20 protein-coding genes and 2 pseudogenes are annotated in these 23,061 nt (G+C 38.8%); 12 read left to right on the plus strand and 10 right to left on the minus strand.

Features of this window, described 5'->3' with window-relative positions; translation table 11 throughout:
• Nucleotides 1-11: 11 nt before the first annotated feature.
• Genes prfA through F777_RS0114755 form a run of 3 tightly spaced genes read right to left on the minus strand, consistent with a single transcriptional unit; the run spans nucleotide 12 to nucleotide 4,087 of the window.
• Nucleotides 12-1,073, minus strand: coding sequence for a peptide chain release factor 1 (gene prfA / locus F777_RS0114745; RefSeq protein WP_026752723.1), 1,062 nt, complete (start codon nucleotides 1,071-1,073; stop codon nucleotides 12-14).
• A 54-nt stretch (nucleotides 1,074-1,127) separates the two neighbouring features.
• On the minus strand, nucleotides 1,128-2,915 hold the full coding sequence (locus tag F777_RS0114750) for a sensor histidine kinase (RefSeq protein ID WP_026752724.1): 1,788 nt from the start codon (nucleotides 2,913-2,915) through the stop codon (nucleotides 1,128-1,130).
• 26 nt (nucleotides 2,916-2,941) lie between these two features.
• A complete protein-coding gene (locus tag F777_RS0114755; RefSeq protein ID WP_026752725.1) occupies nucleotides 2,942-4,087 on the minus strand; it encodes a ligand-binding sensor domain-containing protein in 1,146 nt (381 codons plus the stop codon).
• 86 nt (nucleotides 4,088-4,173) lie between these two features.
• Here F777_RS0114755 and F777_RS0114760 point away from each other — a divergent pair, with 86 nt between their 5' ends.
• The 8 genes from F777_RS0114760 to F777_RS0114795 all read left to right on the plus strand — a co-directional run bounded on the left by F777_RS0114760 (nucleotide 4,174) and on the right by F777_RS0114795 (nucleotide 10,462).
• Entirely contained in the window at nucleotides 4,174-4,845 is a 672-nt protein-coding gene (locus F777_RS0114760; RefSeq protein WP_026752726.1) for a response regulator transcription factor, read from the plus strand.
• A gap of 64 nt (nucleotides 4,846-4,909) precedes the next feature.
• Nucleotides 4,910-5,959 carry a hypothetical protein gene (locus tag F777_RS0114765; protein ID WP_026752727.1) on the plus strand — a complete coding sequence of 350 codons (1,050 nt, stop codon included), beginning with the start codon at nucleotides 4,910-4,912 and terminating at the stop codon, nucleotides 5,957-5,959.
• A 77-nt stretch (nucleotides 5,960-6,036) separates the two neighbouring features.
• Nucleotides 6,037-6,747 carry an ABC transporter ATP-binding protein gene (locus F777_RS16950; protein ID WP_037369576.1) on the plus strand — a complete coding sequence of 237 codons (711 nt, stop codon included), beginning with the start codon at nucleotides 6,037-6,039 and terminating at the stop codon, nucleotides 6,745-6,747.
• Nucleotides 6,748-6,791: 44 nt separating this feature from the next.
• On the plus strand, nucleotides 6,792-8,081 hold the full coding sequence (eno, locus tag F777_RS0114775) for a phosphopyruvate hydratase (RefSeq protein ID WP_026752728.1): 1,290 nt from the start codon (nucleotides 6,792-6,794) through the stop codon (nucleotides 8,079-8,081).
• Nucleotides 8,082-8,152: 71 nt separating this feature from the next.
• The gene (locus F777_RS0114780; RefSeq protein WP_026752729.1) at nucleotides 8,153-8,449 is read left to right on the plus strand and encodes an FtsB family cell division protein; all 297 of its coding nucleotides are present in this window, start codon (nucleotides 8,153-8,155) and stop codon (nucleotides 8,447-8,449) included.
• A 73-nt stretch (nucleotides 8,450-8,522) separates the two neighbouring features.
• Complete coding sequence (locus tag F777_RS0114785) at nucleotides 8,523-8,747, plus strand: hypothetical protein (RefSeq protein WP_026752730.1); 225 nt, start codon at nucleotides 8,523-8,525, stop codon at nucleotides 8,745-8,747.
• A 38-nt stretch (nucleotides 8,748-8,785) separates the two neighbouring features.
• Nucleotides 8,786-9,439: an endonuclease III gene (gene nth, locus F777_RS0114790; protein WP_026752731.1), complete on the plus strand. Its 654-nt coding sequence runs from the start codon at nucleotides 8,786-8,788 to the stop codon at nucleotides 9,437-9,439.
• Nucleotides 9,440-9,451: 12 nt separating this feature from the next.
• Entirely contained in the window at nucleotides 9,452-10,462 is a 1,011-nt protein-coding gene (locus F777_RS0114795; protein WP_026752732.1) for a glycoside hydrolase family 43 protein, read from the plus strand.
• Between the two features lie 9 nt (nucleotides 10,463-10,471).
• Here F777_RS0114795 and F777_RS0114800 read toward each other — a convergent pair whose 3' ends face one another.
• Both F777_RS0114800 and F777_RS0114805 read right to left on the minus strand, forming a co-directional pair.
• Nucleotides 10,472-10,903, minus strand: coding sequence for a hypothetical protein (locus F777_RS0114800; protein ID WP_026752733.1), 432 nt, complete (start codon nucleotides 10,901-10,903; stop codon nucleotides 10,472-10,474).
• A gap of 14 nt (nucleotides 10,904-10,917) precedes the next feature.
• Nucleotides 10,918-12,348, minus strand: coding sequence for a hypothetical protein (locus F777_RS0114805; protein ID WP_026752734.1), 1,431 nt, complete (start codon nucleotides 12,346-12,348; stop codon nucleotides 10,918-10,920).
• 332 nt (nucleotides 12,349-12,680) lie between these two features.
• On the opposite strand from F777_RS0114805, the gene F777_RS0114820 reads away from it, so the two are divergent.
• Complete coding sequence (locus tag F777_RS0114820) at nucleotides 12,681-13,400, plus strand: response regulator transcription factor (RefSeq protein ID WP_026752735.1); 720 nt, start codon at nucleotides 12,681-12,683, stop codon at nucleotides 13,398-13,400.
• Between the two features lie 125 nt (nucleotides 13,401-13,525).
• Here the strand turns inward: F777_RS0114820 and F777_RS0114825 are convergent, their stop codons facing one another.
• From F777_RS0114825 to F777_RS0114845, 5 genes and pseudogenes are all read right to left on the minus strand, one after another.
• The gene (locus F777_RS0114825; protein WP_026752736.1) at nucleotides 13,526-14,005 is read right to left on the minus strand and encodes a hypothetical protein; all 480 of its coding nucleotides are present in this window, start codon (nucleotides 14,003-14,005) and stop codon (nucleotides 13,526-13,528) included.
• Nucleotides 14,006-14,040: 35 nt separating this feature from the next.
• On the minus strand, nucleotides 14,041-15,381 hold the full coding sequence (locus tag F777_RS17480) for a glycoside hydrolase family 19 protein (RefSeq protein ID WP_051408642.1): 1,341 nt from the start codon (nucleotides 15,379-15,381) through the stop codon (nucleotides 14,041-14,043).
• 676 nt (nucleotides 15,382-16,057) lie between these two features.
• Nucleotides 16,058-16,234: pseudogene (locus F777_RS17715) on the minus strand (Txe/YoeB family addiction module toxin); the annotation flags it as partial.
• Nucleotides 16,230-16,463: a type II toxin-antitoxin system Phd/YefM family antitoxin gene (locus F777_RS0114840; RefSeq protein WP_026752738.1), complete on the minus strand. Its 234-nt coding sequence runs from the start codon at nucleotides 16,461-16,463 to the stop codon at nucleotides 16,230-16,232. The gene F777_RS0114840 and the pseudogene F777_RS17715, both read right to left, overlap by 5 nt.
• A gap of 33 nt (nucleotides 16,464-16,496) precedes the next feature.
• Complete coding sequence (locus F777_RS0114845; protein WP_026752739.1) at nucleotides 16,497-18,344, minus strand: 2-oxoacid:acceptor oxidoreductase subunit alpha; 1,848 nt, start codon at nucleotides 18,342-18,344, stop codon at nucleotides 16,497-16,499.
• A 184-nt stretch (nucleotides 18,345-18,528) separates the two neighbouring features.
• Here F777_RS0114845 and F777_RS0114850 point away from each other — a divergent pair, with 184 nt between their 5' ends.
• The 3 genes and pseudogenes from F777_RS0114850 (at nucleotide 18,529) to F777_RS18275 (ending at nucleotide 22,867) form a co-directional block, all read left to right on the plus strand.
• Nucleotides 18,529-19,296 (plus strand): Bax inhibitor-1/YccA family protein, encoded by a 768-nt coding sequence (locus F777_RS0114850; protein WP_026752740.1) that lies wholly within the window; start codon nucleotides 18,529-18,531, stop codon nucleotides 19,294-19,296.
• Nucleotides 19,297-19,308: 12 nt separating this feature from the next.
• A complete protein-coding gene (locus F777_RS0114855; RefSeq protein ID WP_026752741.1) occupies nucleotides 19,309-21,312 on the plus strand; it encodes an alpha-ketoacid dehydrogenase subunit alpha/beta in 2,004 nt (667 codons plus the stop codon).
• Nucleotides 21,313-21,482: 170 nt separating this feature from the next.
• A pseudogene (locus tag F777_RS18275) lies at nucleotides 21,483-22,867 on the plus strand (serine hydrolase domain-containing protein).
• Nucleotides 22,868-23,061: the final 194 nt, after the last annotated feature.

The raw sequence follows: 23,061 nt of genomic DNA on the forward strand, positions 1-23,061 counted from the left end.
TATAAGAAATTTTATTGATTCAACATTTTTTCCGCATTTTCTGCCATCTGCAATGCCTCAATAAACTCATCAATTTCCCCATTAATAACGGCGTCCAGATTATAGGAAGTTAAACCAATTCTATGATCCGTAACCCTCCCCTGTGGCCAGTTATAGGTTCTGATCTTGGCACTGCGGTCGCCGGTACTTACTAGGGTTTTACGCTGACGAGCAATTTCATCTTCCTGCTTTCTAACCTGCTCTTCATACAATTTGGTTCTTAGCATGACCATGGCTTTTTCCCGGTTGGCCAATTGAGAACGCTCGGTCTGACAAACCACCACCACGCCTGTTGGAATATGGGTAAGGAATACCTTGGTTTCTACTTTGTTTACGTTCTGACCACCCGCACCACCGCTTCGGGCAGTTTCCATTTTTACATCACTCTCTTTTAATTCAAAATCCAGTTCCTCAGCTTCCGGCATCACCGCAACAGTTGCTGCAGAAGTATGAACCCTGCCCTGAGTTTCTGTATTGGGTACACGTTGCACACGATGCACCCCGCTTTCAAATTTTAATGTTCCGTAAACATCTTCTCCACTTACTTCTACAACCACTTCCTTGTATCCGCCTACGGTTCCCTCACTTTCACTCACTACTGCAGTTTTCCAGCCTTTCTTAGAACAATATTTTAAATACATGCCCAACAAGTCGCCGGCAAATAAACTGGCTTCATCTCCACCTGTTCCTGCTCTGATTTCCAAAATGGCATTTTTATCATCCTGAGGATCTTTAGGAATTAAGAGCTTAGTCAGTTCCTTTTCTAATGACTCTTTCTTTTCTTCCAGCTCAGGCAATTCCATTTTGGCCAATTCGCGCATTTCATCATCGGAACTATTCAATGCCTCTTTGGCATATTGATGATCAGCCAATACTTTTACATATTCCTCGTAAGGCTTTACAATCTTCTCCAACGAACGGTATTCCTTGCTGTAAACGCCAAATTCTTTCTGGTTATTAATAATTTCCGGATTGGTAAGGGCAATTCCTACCTGGTCAAATCTGGCTTTTATGGCTTCAAGCTTATTCAGCATAATGTCTGCGTATTTTGGGAGTGCAAAAGTACGGTTTTAAAGGGGTTTTAGCGCTTAGAATACAATTCTAATTCGGGTTCCACCGCCTTTTCTAGAGAAAATTTGCAGGCTTGCCCCTGTTTCAGAAGCTCTTTCATTTAAATTCTCCAGTCCAAAACCGCTGCTCACCTTCTCCAATTCAAAGCCTTTTCCATCATCCTCAATTTCAATTTCGGCCCGTTGGTTTACCCTGATTCGAATGGTTAGCCTGGAACATTCAGCATGTTTCAGGGCATTGGTTAATACCTCCTGCATCATCCTTAGCAAGTGGATACTTTCCGCGGGAGTTAATCGCTTGTCAACTTCAATATTTTCAATCACTTCAATAGCAATGTCAGGATAATTAGGTCGGATTCGATTCACTAAATTCTTAAAGCGGTCACTCAATGCCGTTATACTAATTTCCTGGTATTGCAGAACCCAGATGGTTTCCCGCAATGCGTTCACCATATCATCCGCATTCTCCTTTAATTTTTGCAGCGTATTACTGGTATGTTCGTCCTTTCTTTCCAGGTGGTTAATATTAGATTTTATTGCTGCCGCATAAGCCCCAAGATGATCATGTAAATCACGGGAAATCCGCTCGCGCTCCTTATAAATCTGATGTTCAATTTCAGACTGCTGCAATTGCTGCCTTATTTTTCGCTTGGTAAAAAAGCGTACCAAGATAAGCAGGCCAAAGAATAAAAGCACAATCATCGGACCCACAAAAAATGGATTTTGCCAGAATGGAGGCTTTCGAATAATAAAGATTTTTTTGATAGGAGCTTTTTCCAATTGTGCACTTGATTCTGCCGCACGAATTTCCAGTTGAAAGGATTTATAAGGCAAATTGGTAAAACTGATTCTTCGGTTATTGGGTTGCAGTGTAATCCACTTGTCAAACAATCCCAGGAACCTGTATTGATACATTACTTTCTCTGCATTAATAAATGAAGGCGAAGCAATTTCCAGAGAAATAGACTTATCATCCGATTGCAACAGATAACGATCCGCAATGGGTACCGGATTAAAATTAATAGCCGCATCCGTAATATAACAATGCAGCAACGTGTTCGGAGGCCTGAATAAATCGGGCCTGATCATCACGAGCCCCTCTGAACTACCCGATAACAAGCTCCCATTCTTATGGGCAAAAAAACTAGACAACAGAAAATCAGAAGCCGGCATTCCGTTTTGCTCAGACAATTGAAAAATCTGATTATTGTCCTGATCAATTAAGTTCATACCAGTAGTAGTAGCTACCCAAACCCGATTGAATGCATCGGTCATGATTCCTGCCACCACATCCCCGGATAAACCATTTGAATGGTTGTACTGGAAAAATTTTCCATTCAGCCACTTGTAAACTCCGTTGCTTAATGTGGCAATCCAGATATTCCCTTTCAAATCCTGCGTTGTGCCGGTTACAATGGTTCTTTTAATGGGAGAAGCTTTATCATCATTGGTTTTATACTGCAATATTTTATTCATTGATTTATCAAACACATCAATGCCTGTATTAGAACTCACCCAGGTTCTTTGTTCTCTGTCTGTAAATGAGTGCAACACATAAGATCCGGAAATTTGGTACTGCTTGGTAATCGACTCAGCCCAATATCTATTTGCCTGCAGCGTTTTGGTATCCAGCAATACAAGTCCTGATTTAGTGGAAATAAACAGTTGGCCTGTTCCAGCTTGATAGTGCAAATGAAAAATGGTATTATCAGGCAACTTTAAGTTTTCTGCATTCGCAATCAGTTTAAAAACCCCATCGGGGTAAATTACAAAGAGGCCTTCGTTTTCAATTGCAGCCCAGAGCACACCCTTGTCTCCTGCAGCCAGGGCTCTTACTTTTTCTTCGAAACCAATTTCCAGCTTTTATCAGTTTGCGCTTTTTTATAAATACCAGATACTGCCGCCAGCCATTCATTGTTATTGCTATCCACTGCAAAACCAAATACAGTTTCTGTTTTATTGAGTGGCTGAATCAAATTAAATGCACTGGCTGTATGGTTGTAAACTAGCACCCCATTGTTTGCAAAACCAACCCAGCTAATACCAGTAGCATCATGATAACTACACAAAACAGCATTGGCCTGATTAAGAATGGAAGGCAATTGAGCCCCCCGCCAATAATATGTTCTATAAGTACTGTCAACTATTAACAACCCTGAAAGACTGGAAAACCAGGCCTGGTTAGATAAATCAAAACTAAGGTGATAGATTTTCTCTGGCAATTGAAAACTGCTCAAAACCGATATGCGGCTATTGATTTTTACAATCTTTACCTGGGGTTTGTGTTCAACTCTTTCGTTGACCAGCCAGAGTTTTTGTGCATGGTCAAAAACAATTCTACTGATAGAAGCTGACGTGTCTAGTATACCACTAAATGGATGAATTCTTTTTAAAGCAAAAGTTTGCAGGTCATATTGAAACAACTTGCTTTTATTCAATCGCCAGATACCTTGTTCATTCACTGTATAGGCAGATCGATCACTATACTTGCCCATCAATTTTTTTATTAGCTTCTTTTGATGGAGCCACACATATAACTGGTCCTCCGCCACAAATGCAAGGTCACCATTCCCCAATGGAAATATTTGTTCAAAAACATATTGAATAATATTTCTTCTATTGGGGTTAATATGAATCCTTTCGAAACGATTGCTGTGGTAACTGAATTTATTCAAGCCATTTCGTGTTCCTACCCAGATATTGCCTAACCCATCTTCAGATATGGCGGTGATATACTGGTCACTTATAGTAAGCGTGTCATTTGTATCATGCTTGAATTTGGTAAACCCAATTCCATCAAAACGGTTTAAGCCATCCTGAGTTCCCAGCCATACATATCCTTTAGAATCCCTGAAAATGGCTGTGACGGCATTCTGAGACAGTCCGTTTTTTATAGTATAAGATAAAAAGCCCGGCTGCCCTGATCCCACCAGTACAAAACAGATAAATCCTAATAGTAAGGAAAGCCTTAATTGCATTTCATTAAATTAATACATTTATTATTAATCCAAATACTGCAAATGCAGTATTGATACATTAAAAAAACTAACGCAATTTTAGTCCAATGATTCAAATTGGCATTGTAGACGACAAATCACTGAACCGGAATATGATCCGGCAAAATTTGTATGGCTTAAATGAAATAGACGTTGTAATGGAAGCAGTGAATGGACTGGATTTTCTGGAAAAAATAAAAACACTACCCACAAATCTATTACCACAGGTGGTGCTAATGGATCTAGACATGCCAATTCTTAACGGAATTGACACCATTGCCATTGCTACCGTAAAATTTCCCAATATTAAATTCATAGTGGTTACTGTATTTGATGATGACGACAAAATATTTGAAGCCATTAAAGCAGGCGCTTCCGGATATTTATTAAAAGATGATGCACCAGACATGTTGGTAGATGCCATTCAAAATGCTTATCATTTAAACGGAGCTCCCATGAGTCCGGCCATTGCCAGGAAAACCTTACTGTGGTTAAAACATGGACCTAAACCTGCAAGTACTCAAAACGAGCAACAAGACAGCATGCTGAATTTGCTTAGTGAAAGAGAGCAGGAAATTTTAAAGTACCTTGTAGAAGGTCAGGACTACAAAAAAATTGCAAGTAATTTGTTTATCAGTCCACAAACAGTTCGCACACATATCAGCCGAATTTATGAGAAGCTGCATATTAATTCAAAAGCACAAGCCATTCAATTAGCACATAAATTCAAGTGGAACTAAAATACAGCATATGCTGTATTGTCATTCGTATCTCCTTACAATAGCTTCATTCAAAATTACCAACATGAAAAAGCTATTTATTACAAGCATGATGCTAATGCTTACCCAAATTATGATTGCACAAACTATTGGGGAAGTAGACTTAAAAGAAATAAATAACTATGGACTCAGAAAACTGAAAGATGCACCTAAGAAAGTTTTCATTAGTCAGTTCAGAATAAATTTCCAGACCATGTATCTGGATACAGAAAAAAAAGCCGGTGGATTCAGAGGTGGTAGTGATTATACCAGAAGCTATAAAAGCGCTGTATCTGCAAGTGTAGCTCTAGGTCTTAAAGGACTTCAGGAAAAAGACCTGATTGATGTTACCGATGAACTATACAAAAATCTGGTAGATCAACTAAAAGCAGAAGGTTTTGAAATTATTACAGCAGAACAGGCATTGGCATCTGATGAACTAAAAGACTGGGTAAAAAGAACGGGGGGCACACTGAATCAGGCCCAATACGATGGCTATGTATCTGTTTCGCCAACAGGCTTTGATTATTTAGTAAAGGGGGTAAACGATGATGGAAAAGAAAAGAATAGTTTCTTCAACAAATCCCCCAAAATTTCCCAACAACTGGGGGGCGCTGTTGTATTGGCCGTAAACCTTGCTGTACCCTTTGCCAATGAAGCTGAATCAGGAGGAAGTAAGCTACTGGGCAGATTGGGAGGTGGCGCCAAAGTAGTGGCCGAAACCAATTTGGCCATTGGGAGTGATGCGTTGGACTATAGTGGAACCACACAATTTTATGCTAACGGAAGTTCTATTGTAAGTTTAAATACAAAACAAAGCATGGCCAACTACTGTGTGGGCAACTGGCTACTAAAAAAGCCAATAACCATTGAAGGAGTTATAGAAAAGAAAAAATACAAGGCAGAAGAACAGGCTAAAGTAGATATGTGGGGACAGGACGCCGGTTTTTTCAGGGTATTTGATGTAGACGATCGCTTTATGAAAAATGTTCAGGTAATTCCGGTAGAATCTGCTAAATACAAAGCAGGAGTTGCATCGGCTGCCAATAAGTATCTGAATGCAGTAATGGACGAAATCCGCAGTAGTTTGAAATAAGATCCTCGAAAATATTAACGAATCATCCGAAAAAATACCTTGAAAATGAAGTAGGTTTGAGGCTGTAAATGAGCCACATGTCAATAGAAGTACGTCAGTTACAAAAAAAATACGGTACACAAATCGCAGTGAACGATCTCTCTTTTACCATACAGAAAGGAGAGATCGTTGGCTTTTTAGGACCTAACGGAGCGGGCAAGAGTACTACCATGAAAATGATAACCGGATCCATTGAGCCGGACAGCGGAAGCATTCTGGTAGCGGGGATTAATATGGCTGAAAATCCAATAGCCTGTAAACAAAAAATTGGATACTTATCAGAATTGAATCCCCACTACTACGATTTGTATGTAAAAGAATACCTGCAATTCGTGGGCGCTGTACATCAGTGTAATAACCTAACGCAACTAATTAAAGAGACCATTGACAGGGTGGGATTAGGACCGGAGCAACACAAAAAGATTGGCCAGTTATCCAAGGGTTATAAGCAAAGGGTGGGATTGGCAGCAGCTATTATTCACAACCCCGAAGTATTGATTTTAGACGAACCCACCACAGGGTTGGATCCCAATCAGATAATAGAAATCAGACAATTGATACAGGAATTGGGGCGGGATAAGACGGTACTGTTTTCCAGTCATATATTGCCGGAGGTAGAAGCCATTTGCAGCAGGATAATCATTATTCATAAAGGGAATTTAATGGCAAACCAGCCCATTGCCGAACTCAATCAAAAAGAATCCCTGGAATCGGTTTTCAGAAGCATGACCGGCCCTATTCGTGTATAAACTACATATTACTTATATTTGAACACATAATTAAAACAAAGAACATGAGCTACATTATTGACGTGCACGCAAGACAGATATTAGACAGCAGAGGAAATCCTACTGTTGAAGTGGATGTATTAACCGACGACGGTGCTATTGGCCGTGCAGCCGTACCCAGTGGTGCGAGTACAGGAATTCACGAAGCAGTTGAATTGCGTGACAACGACAAGAAAAAATATGTAGGCAAGGGCGTTTTAAAAGCCGTAAAAAATGTAAATACCACTATTGCAGAAGCCTTGGTGGGTATGGAAGTTTCTGAGCAGGCTGCTATTGACCAGGCAATGATTGATTTAGATGGCACACCCAATAAAGCCAAATTAGGTGCCAATGCCATTTTAGCGGTAAGTATGGCCGTAGCCAAAGCTGCTGCAGATGAAGCGGATTTACCTTTGTACAGATATATCGGCGGAACCAATTCCAAAACATTGCCCATCCCCATGATGAATATCTTAAATGGTGGTGCACATGCCGATAATAAAATTGATTTTCAGGAATTCATGATTATGCCAGTAGGCGCTCCTAGCTTTAGCGAAGGTTTGCGTTGGGGTGTAGAAATTTTCCACACGTTAAAGGGTGTATTGAAAAAGAAAGGATACAGCACCAACGTAGGGGATGAAGGTGGATTTGCACCGAATATCCAAAGCAATGAAGAAGCCATTGAAACCGTATTGGAATCCATTCAGGCAGCAGGATATAAAACTGGATCACAGATTGTAATTGCCATGGATGCTGCCAACAGCGAACTATGGGATGCCAAGAAAAAGAAATATGTTTTCCATAAGAGTTCCGGTAAAGTAATGAGCAGCGATGAGCTGGTGAAATTCTGGGAAAAATGGGTAAAGCAATACCCGATTGTTTCCATAGAAGATGGTATGGCAGAAGACGATTGGAATGGCTGGAAAGCTTTAACACAGGCAGTTGGAAGTAAATGTCAGTTAGTAGGTGACGATTTATTTGTAACCAATGTGGAACGTATTCAACAAGGGGTTGACAAGCATATTGCCAATGGCTTATTGGTAAAAGTGAACCAGATTGGAACCATTACTGAAACCATCAATGCCGTAACCCTTGCGCAACACAACGGATACAATACCATCATGAGCCATAGAAGTGGTGAAACAGAAGATACCACCATCGCTGATTTGGCAGTTGCCTTAAACTGTGGTCAAATTAAAACTGGTTCCGCTTCCAGAACAGACCGTATGGCGAAATACAACCAGTTAATCCGTATTGAAGAAATGTTAGGCGATACTGGCATTTATCCAAAAGGAAAAATCAAGTTCGGTAAATAGTTTATTGCACACTGTGCACAATTCTTACTTGGCAGATAAAGGTTTCTTACTACTTTTATCTGCCATTTTTTATGAAGAAAGCGATTCCCTATATCACCAATAAATATTTTATAGCAGCTGTACTGTTTATCGTATGGATGTTATTTTATGATCAGCGCGATTATTTTCAGCAAAAGGAAAGAAGGGACGAATTAAAAAAACTGGAGCAGAAAAAAGCTTATTACGAGCAGGAAATAGAAAAGACCAAAAAAGAACTGAACGATTTACAGAACAATCCTGCAGCCATTGAAAAGTACGCCAGAGAAAGGTACCTGATGAAAAAGGACGGAGAAGACATTTTTATTGTTGAAGATTCAGCAAAAAATTAAGTTCTACAATAATTTAATACTGATACCGTTTTAATAAAGACCGTATCCTCTTGTTCACGCAGCCAAACTGCTTATGAAAAACTTTAAAGAAGAGGAATTGATTATGTACGTATACAAGGATTGCACACCTGCGCTTACCAAAGCCATCGAGAAAGCTATATCAGAAGACGCGGAATTGAAAAAACAGGTTGAAACTATACAACGGTCTAAAGATCAACTGGATAAGCTGAAACTAAAGTCTCCCTCCAAAAAATCAATTAAGGCTATTCTGGAATACGCCAGAAAGAAGGAAAACTAGTAGACTATTTAGTTGCAATTTATTTCCGAAATTTGAAAATGACCAAGAAGCAACGTTATCAGGAAGTCATCAACTATTTTCAGGAAACCACCCCCGTTGCAGAAACGGAATTAGTGTACGACAATCCCTTTCAGTTATTGGTGGCTGTAATCCTTTCAGCCCAATGCACGGATAAAAGGGTCAACCAGACTACACCTGGTATTTTTAAAGTTTATCCAACTCCTCAAAAAATGGCCAAAGCCAGTTTTGATGATTTATTCCCCTTGATCAGAAGCATTTCCTATCCCAATAACAAAACCAAGCATTTAATTGGCATGGCCAATATGTTATTGGAACAATTTGGGGGCGAAGTTCCCATGACGGTAGAAGAACTGGTGAAGCTACCAGGAGTAGGCAGAAAAACAGCCAATGTAATTACCAGTGTAATAGATGAGCAACCCAATATGGCAGTGGACACGCATGTATTCAGAGTCAGTCACCGATTGGGATTGGTTAGCACAAAAGCTACTACCCCACTGGCCGTAGAAAAAGAATTGATTAAACATATTCCGGAAGAACTGGTACACAAAGCGCATCACTGGCTCATCTTACATGGCAGATATACCTGCCTGGCAAGGAATCCAAAATGCGATGAATGCGGCATACAAAACAGCTGCGCCTTTTTTGCAAAACAGGCAAAGAAGCTTAAATAACATATCATCGTTATGAAAAAAATCATCTGCATTGTTTTACTATTCACTTACACATTTGCAAACATAGCTGCGCAAGAAAATAAAGCGTCCAATTCCCAAAAATCAGGCAACCCAATTATCGAAGGATGGTATGCAGATCCGGAGGGTGTAATACTCAATAAACAATACTGGATATTCCCAACCTATTCAGCCAAATACAAAGACCAGGTTTTTCTGGATGCGTTTTCTTCAAAAGATTTAATCAATTGGAAAAAGCATTCCCGGGTTATTGATACCAGTGTAATTAAATGGGCTTATATGGCCATGTGGGCTCCGTCAATTGTAAAAAAAGACAAGCAATATTTTTTGTTCTTTTCAGCGAATGATATCCAAAGTAAAAAACGAAACGGTGTAAAAGACGATTACAACGGTGGCATTGGTATAGCAGTAGCATCCAAACCGGAAGGACCTTATAAGGACTACCTGGGTAAACCATTAATCAATCAATTTTACAACGATGCCCAACCCATTGACCAGTTTGTGTTTCAGGACAAAGACCAAAAATATTATCTGATATACGGGGGTTGGGGCAGGTGCAATATTGCACAGCTCAATAAAGACTTTACTGGGCTTACCCCTTTTCCAAATGGAGAACTGGTAAAAGAAATAACACCGAAAGGATATGTAGAAGGACCCATTATGTTCATTAGAAAAGGGACTTATTATTTTATGTGGTCAGAAGGCGGATGGACCAATGGAACCTATAAAGTAGCTTATGCAAGAGCCGATAATTTGTACGGACCTTTCGAAAGAGAAAGCACCATTCTGGAAGCAGATAGTACCATTGCAACAGGAGCAGGACACCACTCAGTCATTAATATTCCCGGGACAGATGAATGGTATATTATTTACCACAGAAGACCCATACCCAATAAGGACAGGGATCACAGGGTTACCTGTATAGATAAGCTACTCTTTAATGAAGACGGCAGAATTCAAAAAGTGCAAATGACTCTTGATGGGGTTGGTCCGAGAAAGCTGTAAAATGATTGTTTAATTATTTCCATATACCCGGAATCCAACAACAGTTAGATTTTCATATTTTTTCATATCAGCTGTAGTCCATTCTGTTTCTTTACCTTTTGGTCGCTTATGATAATCCCAATCAAAGTATTCTTTTACATAAACAACAATTGTTACTGGTATTTTTTTCTTAGTCCTTAAACTATCGTTTTGTTTTGAGTCAACAAACTTAAATACAAAATATCCAACACTAGACTGTAAATTATTACTCGGACTAGCCGTCACGCGTTTTATAGGTGGTTTAATCTCTTTAAGTAATATTTTTAAGGGTTTGTTTAGAAATTGTGCTTCATTCTCTTTGATTTTATTTGAATCATCTATAGTTTTCACCAATTGCTGTGAGTAACAATTAAATGAGACAATTATCATTAGAAACGATATTACTATTTGATTTGTTTTCATAAATACATATTAAATTAATTGCAATTGTTTGAAACATAAGTTATGCTTCCATTTGAAATAGTTTCATTAGTAATGAGTCTATTGAAATTACCAATACCATCTTGTTTTAACAAAGCCATTCCAGTATTATATTTGTCAAGAACATAAGACATCGCGGCCTCAACTGAAATCAGTTCAGTTAATCCTTTTTTCATAAAGGCATCTTTTACTTCATCCAATTTATCAAATATCTCTGATGGGAAATCCGGACCAAAACCCAAATCAATTGGTGGATATTTTTCCCGGAACCTATTTGCAGCGGACAAATCTATCACAACTAATGCAAACACAGCGCCATTTTTAGATACTACCATCCTTGTTGAATATTGATTGTATTTATTATTAACCCCTATAAGATTATACAAGTCACCTGGAGATGGAGGCAAATCATTAGTATGATTATGAATATCAGCAATTGCCCCTGGCCAATTAATATTTGCTGTGCAAGTTGAGGAACTTGTGCATGAAGTCATAGGTGAAGCTGTAGTATTACCGTTTGAATCTGTACCAAAAGTAATTGAGTGCTCTACTTTTGAATCTGCATTTTGAATTTGTAATTTAGCACTATCGTATTTATCGCTTTGCGATAATGTAGTAACCATCTTTGCTGCGGGTTTGGCTACTTCACATGGGTCCTTTTCGATTTCACTTGGTCCCCCACCTGAACTACTTGGCGGTGGTGTTGGAGGCCAATATTCAGTTCCTGATCCACTACCTGCACAATCAATCTTAAATGATGTGGTTTCGGTATATACACTGTAAATTATAACGTTGTCTGGAGAACTATCTAAAGATACACCTCCGCCTGTAATCACTCTTACTGTAGTATATGAGATGTCACATGAATTAGATCTGATATCACTTTGTGAAGAAATGGCATTAGCCCACGTTTGATTTTCGGCTAATTTTAGTGCAATTAGATTGTTGTTTGCGCTTTCCCTGAACCAAATATTAACCAGTTCATTCTTCAGATTCCTAAAAGACTCTAATGTACCTGTTTTTGTTTCGTTATTTGCTTTTAAATCTATGCTTTGCTGTACCACTTTGATGGCGCCATCAATTTCACCATTAATTGTCCGTAGCATTAAGTAAAATGTTGCATCTACATTTGCTTCTGAAGTATTAGATCGAAGCTCTCCTTTGTTTTCTTCTCCAAACATAAAGGGCACTTCTGTATACACTATACCCTCAATATTATAGGTACTAACTTGTGACCAGTTGAGGTGACCTGCTTTTTTCTCTGCATTAGCATCCTTAAATAGTAAGACACCATTTTTATACCCTTCACCATTTTGCTTGAGCCATTCTTTTAATTCAGCGTGTTGATCAACTTTTGAGACGTCATGCTTTTTACATGCGACCAAAAGAATCACAACAAAAAAAATGAATATGTTTTTAAATTTCATTTTGGAAATTTTAATTAAAAAACTATTTTTTTAGAAAGCATTAATAAATGAACTTAATTTCAAAAAGCTCTTTAAGAAAGCTCGTTCTCTACCAACGTCCATTTTTTCTTCTGTTGCCACAGAACTGGGCATTATGGATTACCAATGAATATTCAAAAGAAAATAATCAGTTTGAGCTTAAATCACATTAACCAAATGGTTAATACTTGGCATAGGCGGAAAGAATTAACCATATGGTTAATTCTTCATAAAATTTGAAAAAACGATCATATTTCATTTGAATCCCCCCCCCCATACATAACAATAATGTTATATGTTTGTAAAAAAGACCTGTGTTAAGAATTGCAATTGCAGAAGACGAGGAAAAACATTTAAAAGCCATTATCAAGGAAGTAACTGCATATAAGAAAAATGAAATCAACATTGTTTCAAATAATGGTTACGAGCTTTTGATGGCTTTACAAACGGTTAAGCAATTACCAGATATTCTTTTGTTAGATATAAAAATGCCGAAAATGGATGGATTGCTATTAACTCAATACATTTCATTCAAACACCCGTCAATAAAGATTATTGGCGTTTCGTCATATTCAAATGAAGCATTGGTTACAGAAGTACTAAGTGAAGGGGCTTGTGGATTTATTACAAAATTCTTTTTACATAGAGCCTCAGCTATATACCAAGGGACTTATGGTAGTAGAAATATTTTAGTTGAATCAATAGAAGCTGCATTAGAAAACAAAGAATACATAGATATTTTGTTATTCAATCAATGTGGATCACTGAAAAAATCAAAATCATCCAAAGCCATAATCAGAGAAAATTATGAAAATATACCTAATACCCATATTGAGTATTTAATATTGAATGCAGCAAACCTATCGCATACCGAAATTGCGAAAATTATGAACAAGAGCCTAGCGTCCGTTAAAAACTATTTCAACTTACTTTCTGCTGAATTTAATGTTAGCACTAGATCGGAACTAGTTTACTATTGCACCACCAATGGCATTGTAAAGCATCCAAGTTATTATGACAAGACAGCAGATTAAATCATCCCATTAATCGTATCCACTAAATACTTGTAGCGAATTAATAATAGCGACTTACATGTTGAGCACTATTTTCTGAACTATCCCCCACAAAAAAGTATATAAGTCTTTCCTTATTTAAGAACTCAATTTTTTTCAACTCTTGCTTTTGATTTTTTGATAAAAACTGTAATTGCATCTGCTGTCATCCCAACAGACCATAAATTCATTTTTGAAGTTGTGTTTTTATGAAAAGCTAAATCAGAACATTCCTCAACTCCATCTTCGTCTTTAGTAATTAAATACATGGTTTCTTTTTTCTCATCTACTTCAACATCTTTTCCACAGACTGGAGTCATATTAACTATTTTATATGTTAATATTTCCGATGGATTATTTTCAAAACGACAAATCAATTGTCCATCCTCTTTAAATTCCCAGATATTCGTTGGGCTTTCCTCTGCATACCAAACTCCAATAATATTCTTTTTTGCTTCAGTAATATATTGAGGTTCATTGACTGTTGTAATAGGTATTTTTTTAATATTCCTAGAATAAACAACAGCAACTGTTGCAATTGTAATTAATAAGGTTAGCCCTATGAAAAAATAGTTATTTGATTTCATAAATTTACATTTTAATCATTTAGTATAAGATTGATTTAATTGTCACAATCAATGGCTTGATTTATATTTTTAAAATAATTTAATCGATCAGGGAGTCCATTTGCAATATTATTTTTGCTCCCTGTATTAACAACACTTGAAACTTTTGTAGCACTAGTTAATGCATCCCATTTAAATCTATTCCACAAATTTTCTTTACACCACCACATTGAAGCAAGCATCGCAATTTCGTCTGATGAATTTACTAAATCTGGATGATTTATCAAGTCAAGTGATTTGTTTGGAAAGATTTGATGATAAAAATCTTGAAACCCTTTATAATTATTATAACCTGTTAATTGAATGGGGCCTCGTCCTCTATACAACCAACCTGCTCCAGGAATTCCTGCATTTCCGTTACTTTGACCATAAACCAAATTCGCAAATTTTTCCGGTTTCCCTACATAATCATTTGGATTTTTTAAGCCAATAGCCCACATACTTGCATCAGTGCTGAAAATTCTCGGAAATTTATTTACCATCACTTCTGCACGATAATTCATATTCTCGGCTTTTTTCAGAGTTATTAATCCACCGGATTCATGTGCAATTTGAGCTAAGAAATGTTTAATCTTATATGGATTATCAAACCCAAATTGGTTTCCATATTTATTAAGTAAATTTATTAATGACTTTAAAGTTGTTGTGTCTACTTTCTGACCATGAAATACAGCTTTCAATTCTTCTAATGATATTGGACAAGGTTCCTTTTTCTTCTGTTCGTGGCCTCCACCGGCACCACTTGAAGGAGGAGTTGGAGGCCAATTTGCACCACCATTTATACTTCCAGAGCAATCAATCTTAAACATTGTCATTTCTGTATAAATACTATATACAATTACATCATCAGGTGAACTATCTGGCGACACACCACCTCCAGTAATTACTCTCACGGCAGAATAAGAGAGATCACATGAATTAGATTTCACATCACTTTGTGAAGAAATGGCATTTGCCCATGTTTGGTTTTCTGCTAATTTTAGTGCAACTAGATTGTTATTTGCCTTTTCTCTGAACCAAATATTGACCAGTTCGTTCTTCAGATTCCTGAATGACTCTAATGTACCTGATTTTGTTTCGTTATTCGCTTTTAACGCTACGTTTTGCTGTACCACTTTGATGGCGCCATCAATTTCACCATTAATTGTCCGTAGCATTAAGTAAAATGTTGCATCTACATTTGCTTCTGAAGTATTAGATCGAAGCTCTCCTTTGTTTTCTTCTCCAAACATAAAGGGCACTTCTGTATAAGATGTTCCATCAATTTGATAAGTTCTTACTTTAGACCAATTGAGTTGACCTGCCTTCGTGTCACCATTGACTCCTTTGAATTGCAAAAAACCATTTTTATAATTTTCGCCCTTTTGCTTGAGCCATTCTTTTAATTCTTTGTGTTAATCAACTTTTGAGACGTCATGCTTTCTACATGCAACCAAAAGAAGCACAATAAAAAAAAGAATATATTTTTAAATTTCATTTTGGATGTTTTAAGTAAACACTATTTATTTAGTACGCATTTAAAAAAGAGCTTAATTTCAAAATTCTTTTAGAATCTCGTACTATTGAATCGTCCATTTTTTGTCTGTGGCCACAGAACTCGGAATGATGGATTACCATTGAATATTTATACTGAAATTAGTTAGGCAGTTTGTAAATCACATTAACCATATGGTCAATACTGGCCCAAAAAAGAAAGAATTAACCATAAGGTTAATTCTTCATAAAGTTTGAAAAAACGATCATATTTCATTTGAATCCCCCCATAAATAAGAATAATGTTATGTATTCACTTCAAAAAATACCTGATACCCAAATTGAGTATTTAATATTGAATGCAGTAAATCTTTCGCATACCGAAATTGCTAAAATCATGAACAAAAGCTTAGAAGCCGTAAAAAAATATTTCAATTTACTTACAGCGGAATTAAATGTTAGTACTAGATCAGAGCTTGTGTATTATTGCACAACTAATGGAATTGTAAAACATCCAAAGATCTATGATAAGTCAGCTAATTAATAATGAAACCTGCATTGCAGTATATAAATGCAGTCTTCTTTAACCATGTAAACCAATCGATGCTCTTCATTGATTCTACGACTCCAGCAACCAGATAAATTACCCTTTAATGGTTCTGGTTTACCAATTCCCGTAAATGGATTTCTTTGGGTGTCTTTGATTAGGTCGTTAATTCAGCTTTTTAGATTCGATTCGCGCTATTGCAGTTTCTAGTCTGGCTCTATTGGCTGGAGTGCTATTTAAGTAAATGGTTTCTTGTAAGCTATTGTACTCTTCTAAACTCATCACCACTACATTCTTGCCCTTACTTCGGGCAACCACCACAATTTCACCGTCATCATTAACAGAATTAAGGCTTTCTGCTAAGTTATTTCTGAATTCGGTAAAGTTGAGCACCTTCATAAGTACTTATTTATGTATTAAATTAAGGCATTATTACAACATCGCAGTAATTGCATCCACCAATTCCCCTTTGGTTATAGGAACGCCCATGATTTTGTTGTAGCCCTTGGCATCCACTAAATACTGGTCGCGAATAATTTTAATCAATTGACCATTGTTGATTTCCGGAATCAATACCTGATCAAAGCTGGCAATGATTTCGCCTAAGTTTTTAGGGAACGGACGCAGGTAACGAATATGTGCATGGCTTACCGCATGACCTGCTGCTTGCAATTCAGTTACTGCACTTTTAATAGCACCATAAGTAGAACCCCAACCCAATACCAATACTTTTCCTTTGGAAGGACCGCTATCTATCGTTTGCAATGGAACATAATCGGCAATCTTATCTACTTTGGCCTGACGCACTTTCACCATATGCTGGTGATTATCCGGATCGTAGCTGATATTACCGGTGATGTCCTGCTTTTCCAATCCACCAATGCGATGTTCTAAACCAGCTGTACCAGGCACTGCCCAGGGTCTGGCTAATTTTTCATCACGCTGATAAGGCATAAACTTGGCTTCCCCTTCTGCCAATGCTTTCTTAAAGCTTACTGGAATTTCTGGCAAGTCGGCACTCTGCGGAAACTTCCAGGGTTCGGCACCATTGGCAATGTATCCATCACTCAATAAAATAACCGGAGTCATATGTTGGATCGCAATTCGTACGGCTTCAAAAGCCACATCAAAGCAATCAGAAGGAGTTGCGGAAGCAATCACGGGCATAGGACATTCGCCGTTTCTTCCGTAATAAGCCTGCAACAAATCACTCTGCTCGGTTTTGGTAGGTAAGCCTGTAGAAGGACCCCCTCTTTGTATATTCACAATCACCAAAGGAATTTCGAGCATCACAGCCAATCCCATGGCTTCTGTTTTCAAAGCCATACCTGGGCCCGATGTAGTGGTAACTCCGATGGAACCACCGTAACTCGCACCAATCGCAGCGGTGATCCCCGCAATCTCATCTTCTGCCTGAAAAGTTCTTACACCAAAACTTTTGTATTTACTTAAATCGTGTAAAATATCAGAGGCAGGAGTAATCGGGTATGTTCCTAAGAACAAAGGCAGCCCTGCTTTTTCGCCAGCTGCAATCAACCCCATGGCCAATGCCTGATTCCCCATAATGCTTCGGTATAAACCAGCAGGCATTTTAGCTTTTTCAACAGTATAACGGGTAGTAAAAGTTTCTGTAGTGTCGCCGTAATTGTATCCGGCTTGCAATACTTTAATATTACTCTGCAGAATACTCTCTTTTTTACCGAATTTCTCTTGCAAGAAATCAATGGTATTGTCTAGTTTTCTATTGTACATCCAATAGATATAACCCAGCACAAACATATTCTTTGCGCGGTCTCTTTCCTTGGTACCTAAGTCGGTAAATTCTTTCAGTGCTTCGCGCGTCAGTTTGGTAACATCAATCTTGATTACTTCAAATCCGTCAAGGCTTCCATCTTCCAAAGGATTCACTCCATCGGGATAATTGGCCAGACGTAAATTCTTGGCATCAAAACCATCGATGTTCACAATGATTTTTCCACCCTTTTTAATGGCTTTCAGATTCACTTTTAGCGCAGCCGCATTCATGGCCACCAACACATCGGCAATATCACCAGGAGTATATACTTTGTCCGAAGAAAAATGCAACTGAAATCCACTCACACCCGGAACGGTTCCGATCGGGGCCCTGATTTCTGCCGGAAAGTCCGGAAAAGTGGCCAAATCAATCCCTAGTAAAGCGGTATTATTGGTAAACTGTTGACCCGTTAATTGCATCCCATCTCCACTATCTCCTGCAAACTTGATTACTACACTCTGTAAAACGGTTTCGTTATTGTTCATCTGCGCTGATTAAAGTGGCAAAGTTACCATTTTTGGGGGGCATCCAAACTGTCCTTTCGGCATCTTTTGTGCAATTATTGCCATTTTCGTAAACAAAACGGGGTTTATAACTTGTTAAAGCGCAGCCAAGACCCCTTGGAATGAAATTTGTTTATAGTAGATTTGAAACAGAAAAAATTTCACTATGGCAATTTTTAAATCGGGTAACCCTACCCTTACTGAGAAAATGTTTGATAAGAGCCACGAAATGGCGGCCAACAATATGGGCACCATGACCGTAAGAGGCGCTATCAACAAGTTTGGATTCATGATGCTGATGTTGATTGCAGGGGCAGCGTATAACTGGAACCTTTACGAACAACTGAAGCAGGATACAATGCATACTTTAATGTGGGTAGGTATCATTGGCGGATTAATTTCTGCATTGGCAATTAGTTTTAAACCCAACTGGGCACCAGTACTGGCGCCACTATACGCATTATTAGAAGGTTTATTCATTGGCGCCATTTCAGCCATTATGAACGCAGCATTTGCAGATTCTTATCCAGGTTTGATAATGCAGGCAGTAGGCCTAACTTTTGGTGTAGCCCTTGCTATGTTCCTATTGTATAATTTCAGGGTGATCAGTGCCACCGAGCGTTTTAAATCCATTGTATTTACGGCCACGCTGGGTATTGGTATCTTTTACCTAATCACCATGGTATTGCGCATGTTTGGCGTAAACGTAAGTTTCATGTACGATAGCAGTTTGTTAAGCATCGGTATCAGCTTATTTGTGGTTGGTATTGCGGCTTTAAACCTAATCATGGACTTTGATATGATTGAGCAGGGTGCTGAAAGAGGTGCGCCTAAATTCATGGAATGGTACGGTGCATTCGGACTAATGGTAACCATTGTTTGGTTGTATATTGAAATGCTTAAATTATTGAGTAAATTGAGCAGCAGAGACTAATGACTATACGCCATGGATTTTAATCGCGACGCATTCAGCAACGAAGAATTGATTCATCTCTACCGCAATTTGTTACTACCCCGCATGATTGAAGAGAAAATGCTGGTACTCCTGCGTCAGGGAAAAATCAGTAAGTGGTTCAGTGGGATCGGACAGGAAGCCATTGCAGTTGGTACTACATTGGCCATGGCTAACGATGAATGGATCATGCCATTACATAGAAACCTGGGCGTGTTTACTTCAAGACATATGCCCTTGAATAAATTATTCAGACAATGGCAGGGTAATAAAGACGGGTATAGTAAAGGGAGGGAGCGAAGCTTTCACTTTGGTGCCAAACCCTATCATATCTGCGGAATGATTTCACACTTAGGACCGCAGTTAGCTATTGCCGATGGGGTAGCATTGGCCTATACCCTTAAAAACGAAACCAAAGCATCTGTTGCCTTTTCCGGAGATGGCGGAACCAGTGAAGGAGATTTTCATGAAGCTTTGAATGTAGCGGCAGTATGGAACTTGCCAGTGATTTTCATTATTGAAAACAATGGCTATGGATTAAGCACGCCTGTTAACGAGCAGTACAAATGCGAGCAACTGGTAGACAAAGCCAAAGGTTATGGAATGGAAGGTATTCGCATTGATGGCAATAATATTTTAACGGTTTACAATACCATCAAAGGAGTTAGGGAATACTGTATAAAAAACAGAAAACCTTATTTCATTGAGTGTATGACATTTAGAATGCGCGGGCACGAAGAAGCCAGCGGCACCAAATATGTTCCCAAAGAATTGTTTGAAGAATGGGGACACAAGGATCCGGTAAAAAAGTATGAGCAGTTTCTGATTCAATCACAGGTACTCACCGAAATGGGTGTAGCAGATATCAGAAATGAATTCAAGCAATACATAGAAACCGAATTGGCGGATGCATTCACAGCTGCAGAAATGGTAGTGGATACCGAAGAAGAAATAGCTGATGTGTTTGCGCCGGTTCCGGATTCAAAAGATCGGGTTCTCATCAATAGCATTACAGATACCAATATTGAAAACACCCGCGAAGCCCGATTGGTAGACGCCATATCGGAAGGCTTAAGCATGAGCATGGAGAAACACCCCAATCTGGTATTAATGGGGCAGGACATAGCAGAGTATGGAGGTGCATTTAAAATTACCGAAGGCTTTGTAGAAAAATTTGGAAAGAACAGAGTGCGCAATACGCCGCTTTGTGAAAGCGCCATCGTAGGATCTTGTTTAGGAATGAGTCTGGAGGGATTTAAAACCGTAATGGAAATGCAGTTCGCTGATTTTGTTACCGTGGGCTTTAATCAAATCGTAAATAATTTAGCCAAGATTCATTACCGCTGGGGACAAAATGCAGATGTAGTGGTTCGTATGCCAACCGGTGGCGGTGTAGGTGCAGGTCCCTTTCATTCACAAAGCAATGAAGCCTGGTTTACGCATGTGCCCGGACTAAAAGTAGTGTACCCTTCCAATCCTCACGATGCAAAAGGATTACTCATAGCTGCTATCAATGATCCTAATCCAGTGTTGTTCTTTGAGCACAAAGCTTTGTACAGAAGCATCAGTGGCAAGTTACCACAGGCGTATTATGAAGTTGAGATTGGCAAAGCCATTACTGTAAAAGAAGGGGAAGATATCAGCATCATTACGTATGGGGCAGGCGTGCATTGGGCAATGGAATACCAGGAAGCTCATCCGGAAATTTCCATTCATATTTTGGATTTAAGAACCCTGGCACCGCTGGATTATTTGTCAATCAAATCTGCCGTTGCACAAACTGGGAAAGTATTGTTGTTACACGAAGACAATTTAATAGGCGGCATCGGTGGAGAAATCAGTGCCTGGATCAGTGAGCATTGTTTTGAATTGCTGGATGCACCTGTATTGCGTTGCGCTTCATTAGACACCCCTATTCCATTCAATATGGAACTGGAGAAAAACTATATGGCGAAAAGTCGTTTACACCAACAGGTTCAACAATTGCTAAACTACTAAGCATGAGAAAGTACAGCAGGGTAAATAATATTTTTGCGGGCATGATTGCCGCTTTAGTTGGGTTAACCACATTTGCGCAGAAAAATCCCAATGCCGGATACCAGCCTCCTTTTTTTGCCGATAAAGAAAGAGCAGCAAAAGTGAAAGCATTGGCACCTGTTATTCAATCCATGTACAGCAATTATGCAAAAGCCAATCATTTCCCCAGCTTTTCCTTTGGGGTGGTAGTAGACGGCGAGTTGATTGTCAGCGGCAGTGAAGGATATAGCGACATTGCCAATCAAACCAAAGCCAATACCAGAACCATGTATCGCATTGCTTCCATGAGCAAGAGTGTAACCGCCATGGCCATAATAAAACTAAGAGACGAAGGAAAATTAAAATTAGACGATCCTGTTGCCAACTATATTCCTGAACTTAAAAATCAGGCACTCACCAAAGATGCCGCACCCATCACCATCAGAGAATTACTTACCCATTCCACTGGTTTACCTGAGGACAATCCCTGGGGCGACCGACAACTGGCCGATACGGACGAAGAACTAATTGAGCTCTTCAAAAAGCAAATGAGCTTTTCCAATGTAAACGGAACCACTTATGAATACAGCAATGTAGGATTTGCCACTTTGGGACTAATCATAAAAAAGTAACAGGCCTTCCCTATAGTGAATACATTAACCAGCATTTTTTTAAGCGACTGGGCATGCAGGCTGCATGGGAGTATTCAAAAGTACCAGCAGCCCAACTGGCCAAAGGGTATCGTTATGTAAACAATAGCCATAAAGAAGAAGCCCTACTGCACGATGGTATTTATGGGGCAATGGGGGGATTAATCACCTCTGTAGAATCGTTCAGTAAATACATGGCATTGCACCAACAGGCATGGCCGGCAAGAAACGACGAGGAGAATATCATCATTAACAGAAGCAGTATCCGCGAAATGCATCAGCCCTGGCGCTATGCTTCGCTGAACCCCTATTTTAATTATGGCAATGGTGTAGCATGTCCCGCTGTTTCAGCATATGGATATGGATTAAATATTTTCACTGAATGCAACAACAGGGTATTTGTTGGGCATAGTGGTGGATTACCCGGCTTTGGCAGCAACTGGCGCATATTGCCGGAATATGGTATTGGTGTGGTTTTACTGGCCAATGTAACTTATGCACCAACAGCGAGTATTAATTTAAAAGTATTAGACAGTGTGATTAAACTGGCAGGACTGAAGCCCAGGCAAATACCTGTCTCTTCCGTTTTGAATCAACGTAAAAATGAATTGGCGAAACTGTTGCCCAATTTTACCAACGCGAAAACCACCGGCATTTTTGCAGAAAATTTCTTCAACGACTATTATACAGATTCATTGGTAAAACAGGCTAATGCTGCTTTTGAAGCCATTGGCAAAATCACTCAAGTAGAAGAAATGATTCCGGAAAATCAACTCCGTGGATCCTTTATCATGAATGGAGAAAAGGGGAAATTGAAAATTTTCTTTACGCTAACGCCGGAGAATCCCGCGTTGATACAGGAGTATCGGTTGAGTTTGGTGAAATGAGGGGGAAGAATAATAACCTAAACTGAAATCATTTCTAAATTTACTATTCAGGGATTTGAATTGCGCTTGAACATAAACAATTCCTTTATCGATTTCCAATTAAGTGGCATAGTCATGAAAAAAGACATCCATGTTGCACTGAATATATGATACCGCCATGAATGTTTCTCTTCAAAAAAGAATTGATCGGCAAT

The sequence above is a fragment of the Sediminibacterium sp. C3 genome, assembly GCF_000508085.1.
GTDB lineage: Bacteria > Bacteroidota > Bacteroidia > Chitinophagales > Chitinophagaceae > Sediminibacterium.

What these genes read in the sequence shown, in the direction of transcription:
- F777_RS0114845 (WP_026752739.1), bottom strand. Translation starts at nt 18,344, where the DNA reads ATGAACAATAACGAAACCGTTTTACAGAGTGTAGTAATCAAGTTTGCA.
- F777_RS0114850 (WP_026752740.1), top strand. Translation starts at nt 18,529, where the DNA reads ATGGCAATTTTTAAATCGGGTAACCCTACCCTTACTGAGAAAATGTTT.
- F777_RS16950 (WP_037369576.1), top strand. Translation starts at nt 6,037, where the DNA reads ATGTCAATAGAAGTACGTCAGTTACAAAAAAAATACGGTACACAAATC.
- prfA (WP_026752723.1), bottom strand. Translation starts at nt 1,073, where the DNA reads ATGCTGAATAAGCTTGAAGCCATAAAAGCCAGATTTGACCAGGTAGGA.
- F777_RS0114840 (WP_026752738.1), bottom strand. Translation starts at nt 16,463, where the DNA reads ATGAAGGTGCTCAACTTTACCGAATTCAGAAATAACTTAGCAGAAAGC.
- F777_RS0114780 (WP_026752729.1), top strand. Translation starts at nt 8,153, where the DNA reads ATGAAGAAAGCGATTCCCTATATCACCAATAAATATTTTATAGCAGCT.
- F777_RS0114805 (WP_026752734.1), bottom strand. Translation starts at nt 12,348, where the DNA reads ATGAAATTTAAAAACATATTCATTTTTTTTGTTGTGATTCTTTTGGTC.
- F777_RS0114825 (WP_026752736.1), bottom strand. Translation starts at nt 14,005, where the DNA reads ATGAAATCAAATAACTATTTTTTCATAGGGCTAACCTTATTAATTACA.
- F777_RS0114800 (WP_026752733.1), bottom strand. Translation starts at nt 10,903, where the DNA reads ATGAAAACAAATCAAATAGTAATATCGTTTCTAATGATAATTGTCTCA.
- F777_RS0114765 (WP_026752727.1), top strand. Translation starts at nt 4,910, where the DNA reads ATGAAAAAGCTATTTATTACAAGCATGATGCTAATGCTTACCCAAATT.
- F777_RS0114755 (WP_026752725.1), bottom strand. Translation starts at nt 4,087, where the DNA reads ATGCAATTAAGGCTTTCCTTACTATTAGGATTTATCTGTTTTGTACTG.
- F777_RS0114760 (WP_026752726.1), top strand. Translation starts at nt 4,174, where the DNA reads ATGATTCAAATTGGCATTGTAGACGACAAATCACTGAACCGGAATATG.
- nth (WP_026752731.1), top strand. Translation starts at nt 8,786, where the DNA reads ATGACCAAGAAGCAACGTTATCAGGAAGTCATCAACTATTTTCAGGAA.
- eno (WP_026752728.1), top strand. Translation starts at nt 6,792, where the DNA reads ATGAGCTACATTATTGACGTGCACGCAAGACAGATATTAGACAGCAGA.
- F777_RS0114795 (WP_026752732.1), top strand. Translation starts at nt 9,452, where the DNA reads ATGAAAAAAATCATCTGCATTGTTTTACTATTCACTTACACATTTGCA.
- F777_RS0114855 (WP_026752741.1), top strand. Translation starts at nt 19,309, where the DNA reads ATGGATTTTAATCGCGACGCATTCAGCAACGAAGAATTGATTCATCTC.
- F777_RS0114785 (WP_026752730.1), top strand. Translation starts at nt 8,523, where the DNA reads ATGAAAAACTTTAAAGAAGAGGAATTGATTATGTACGTATACAAGGAT.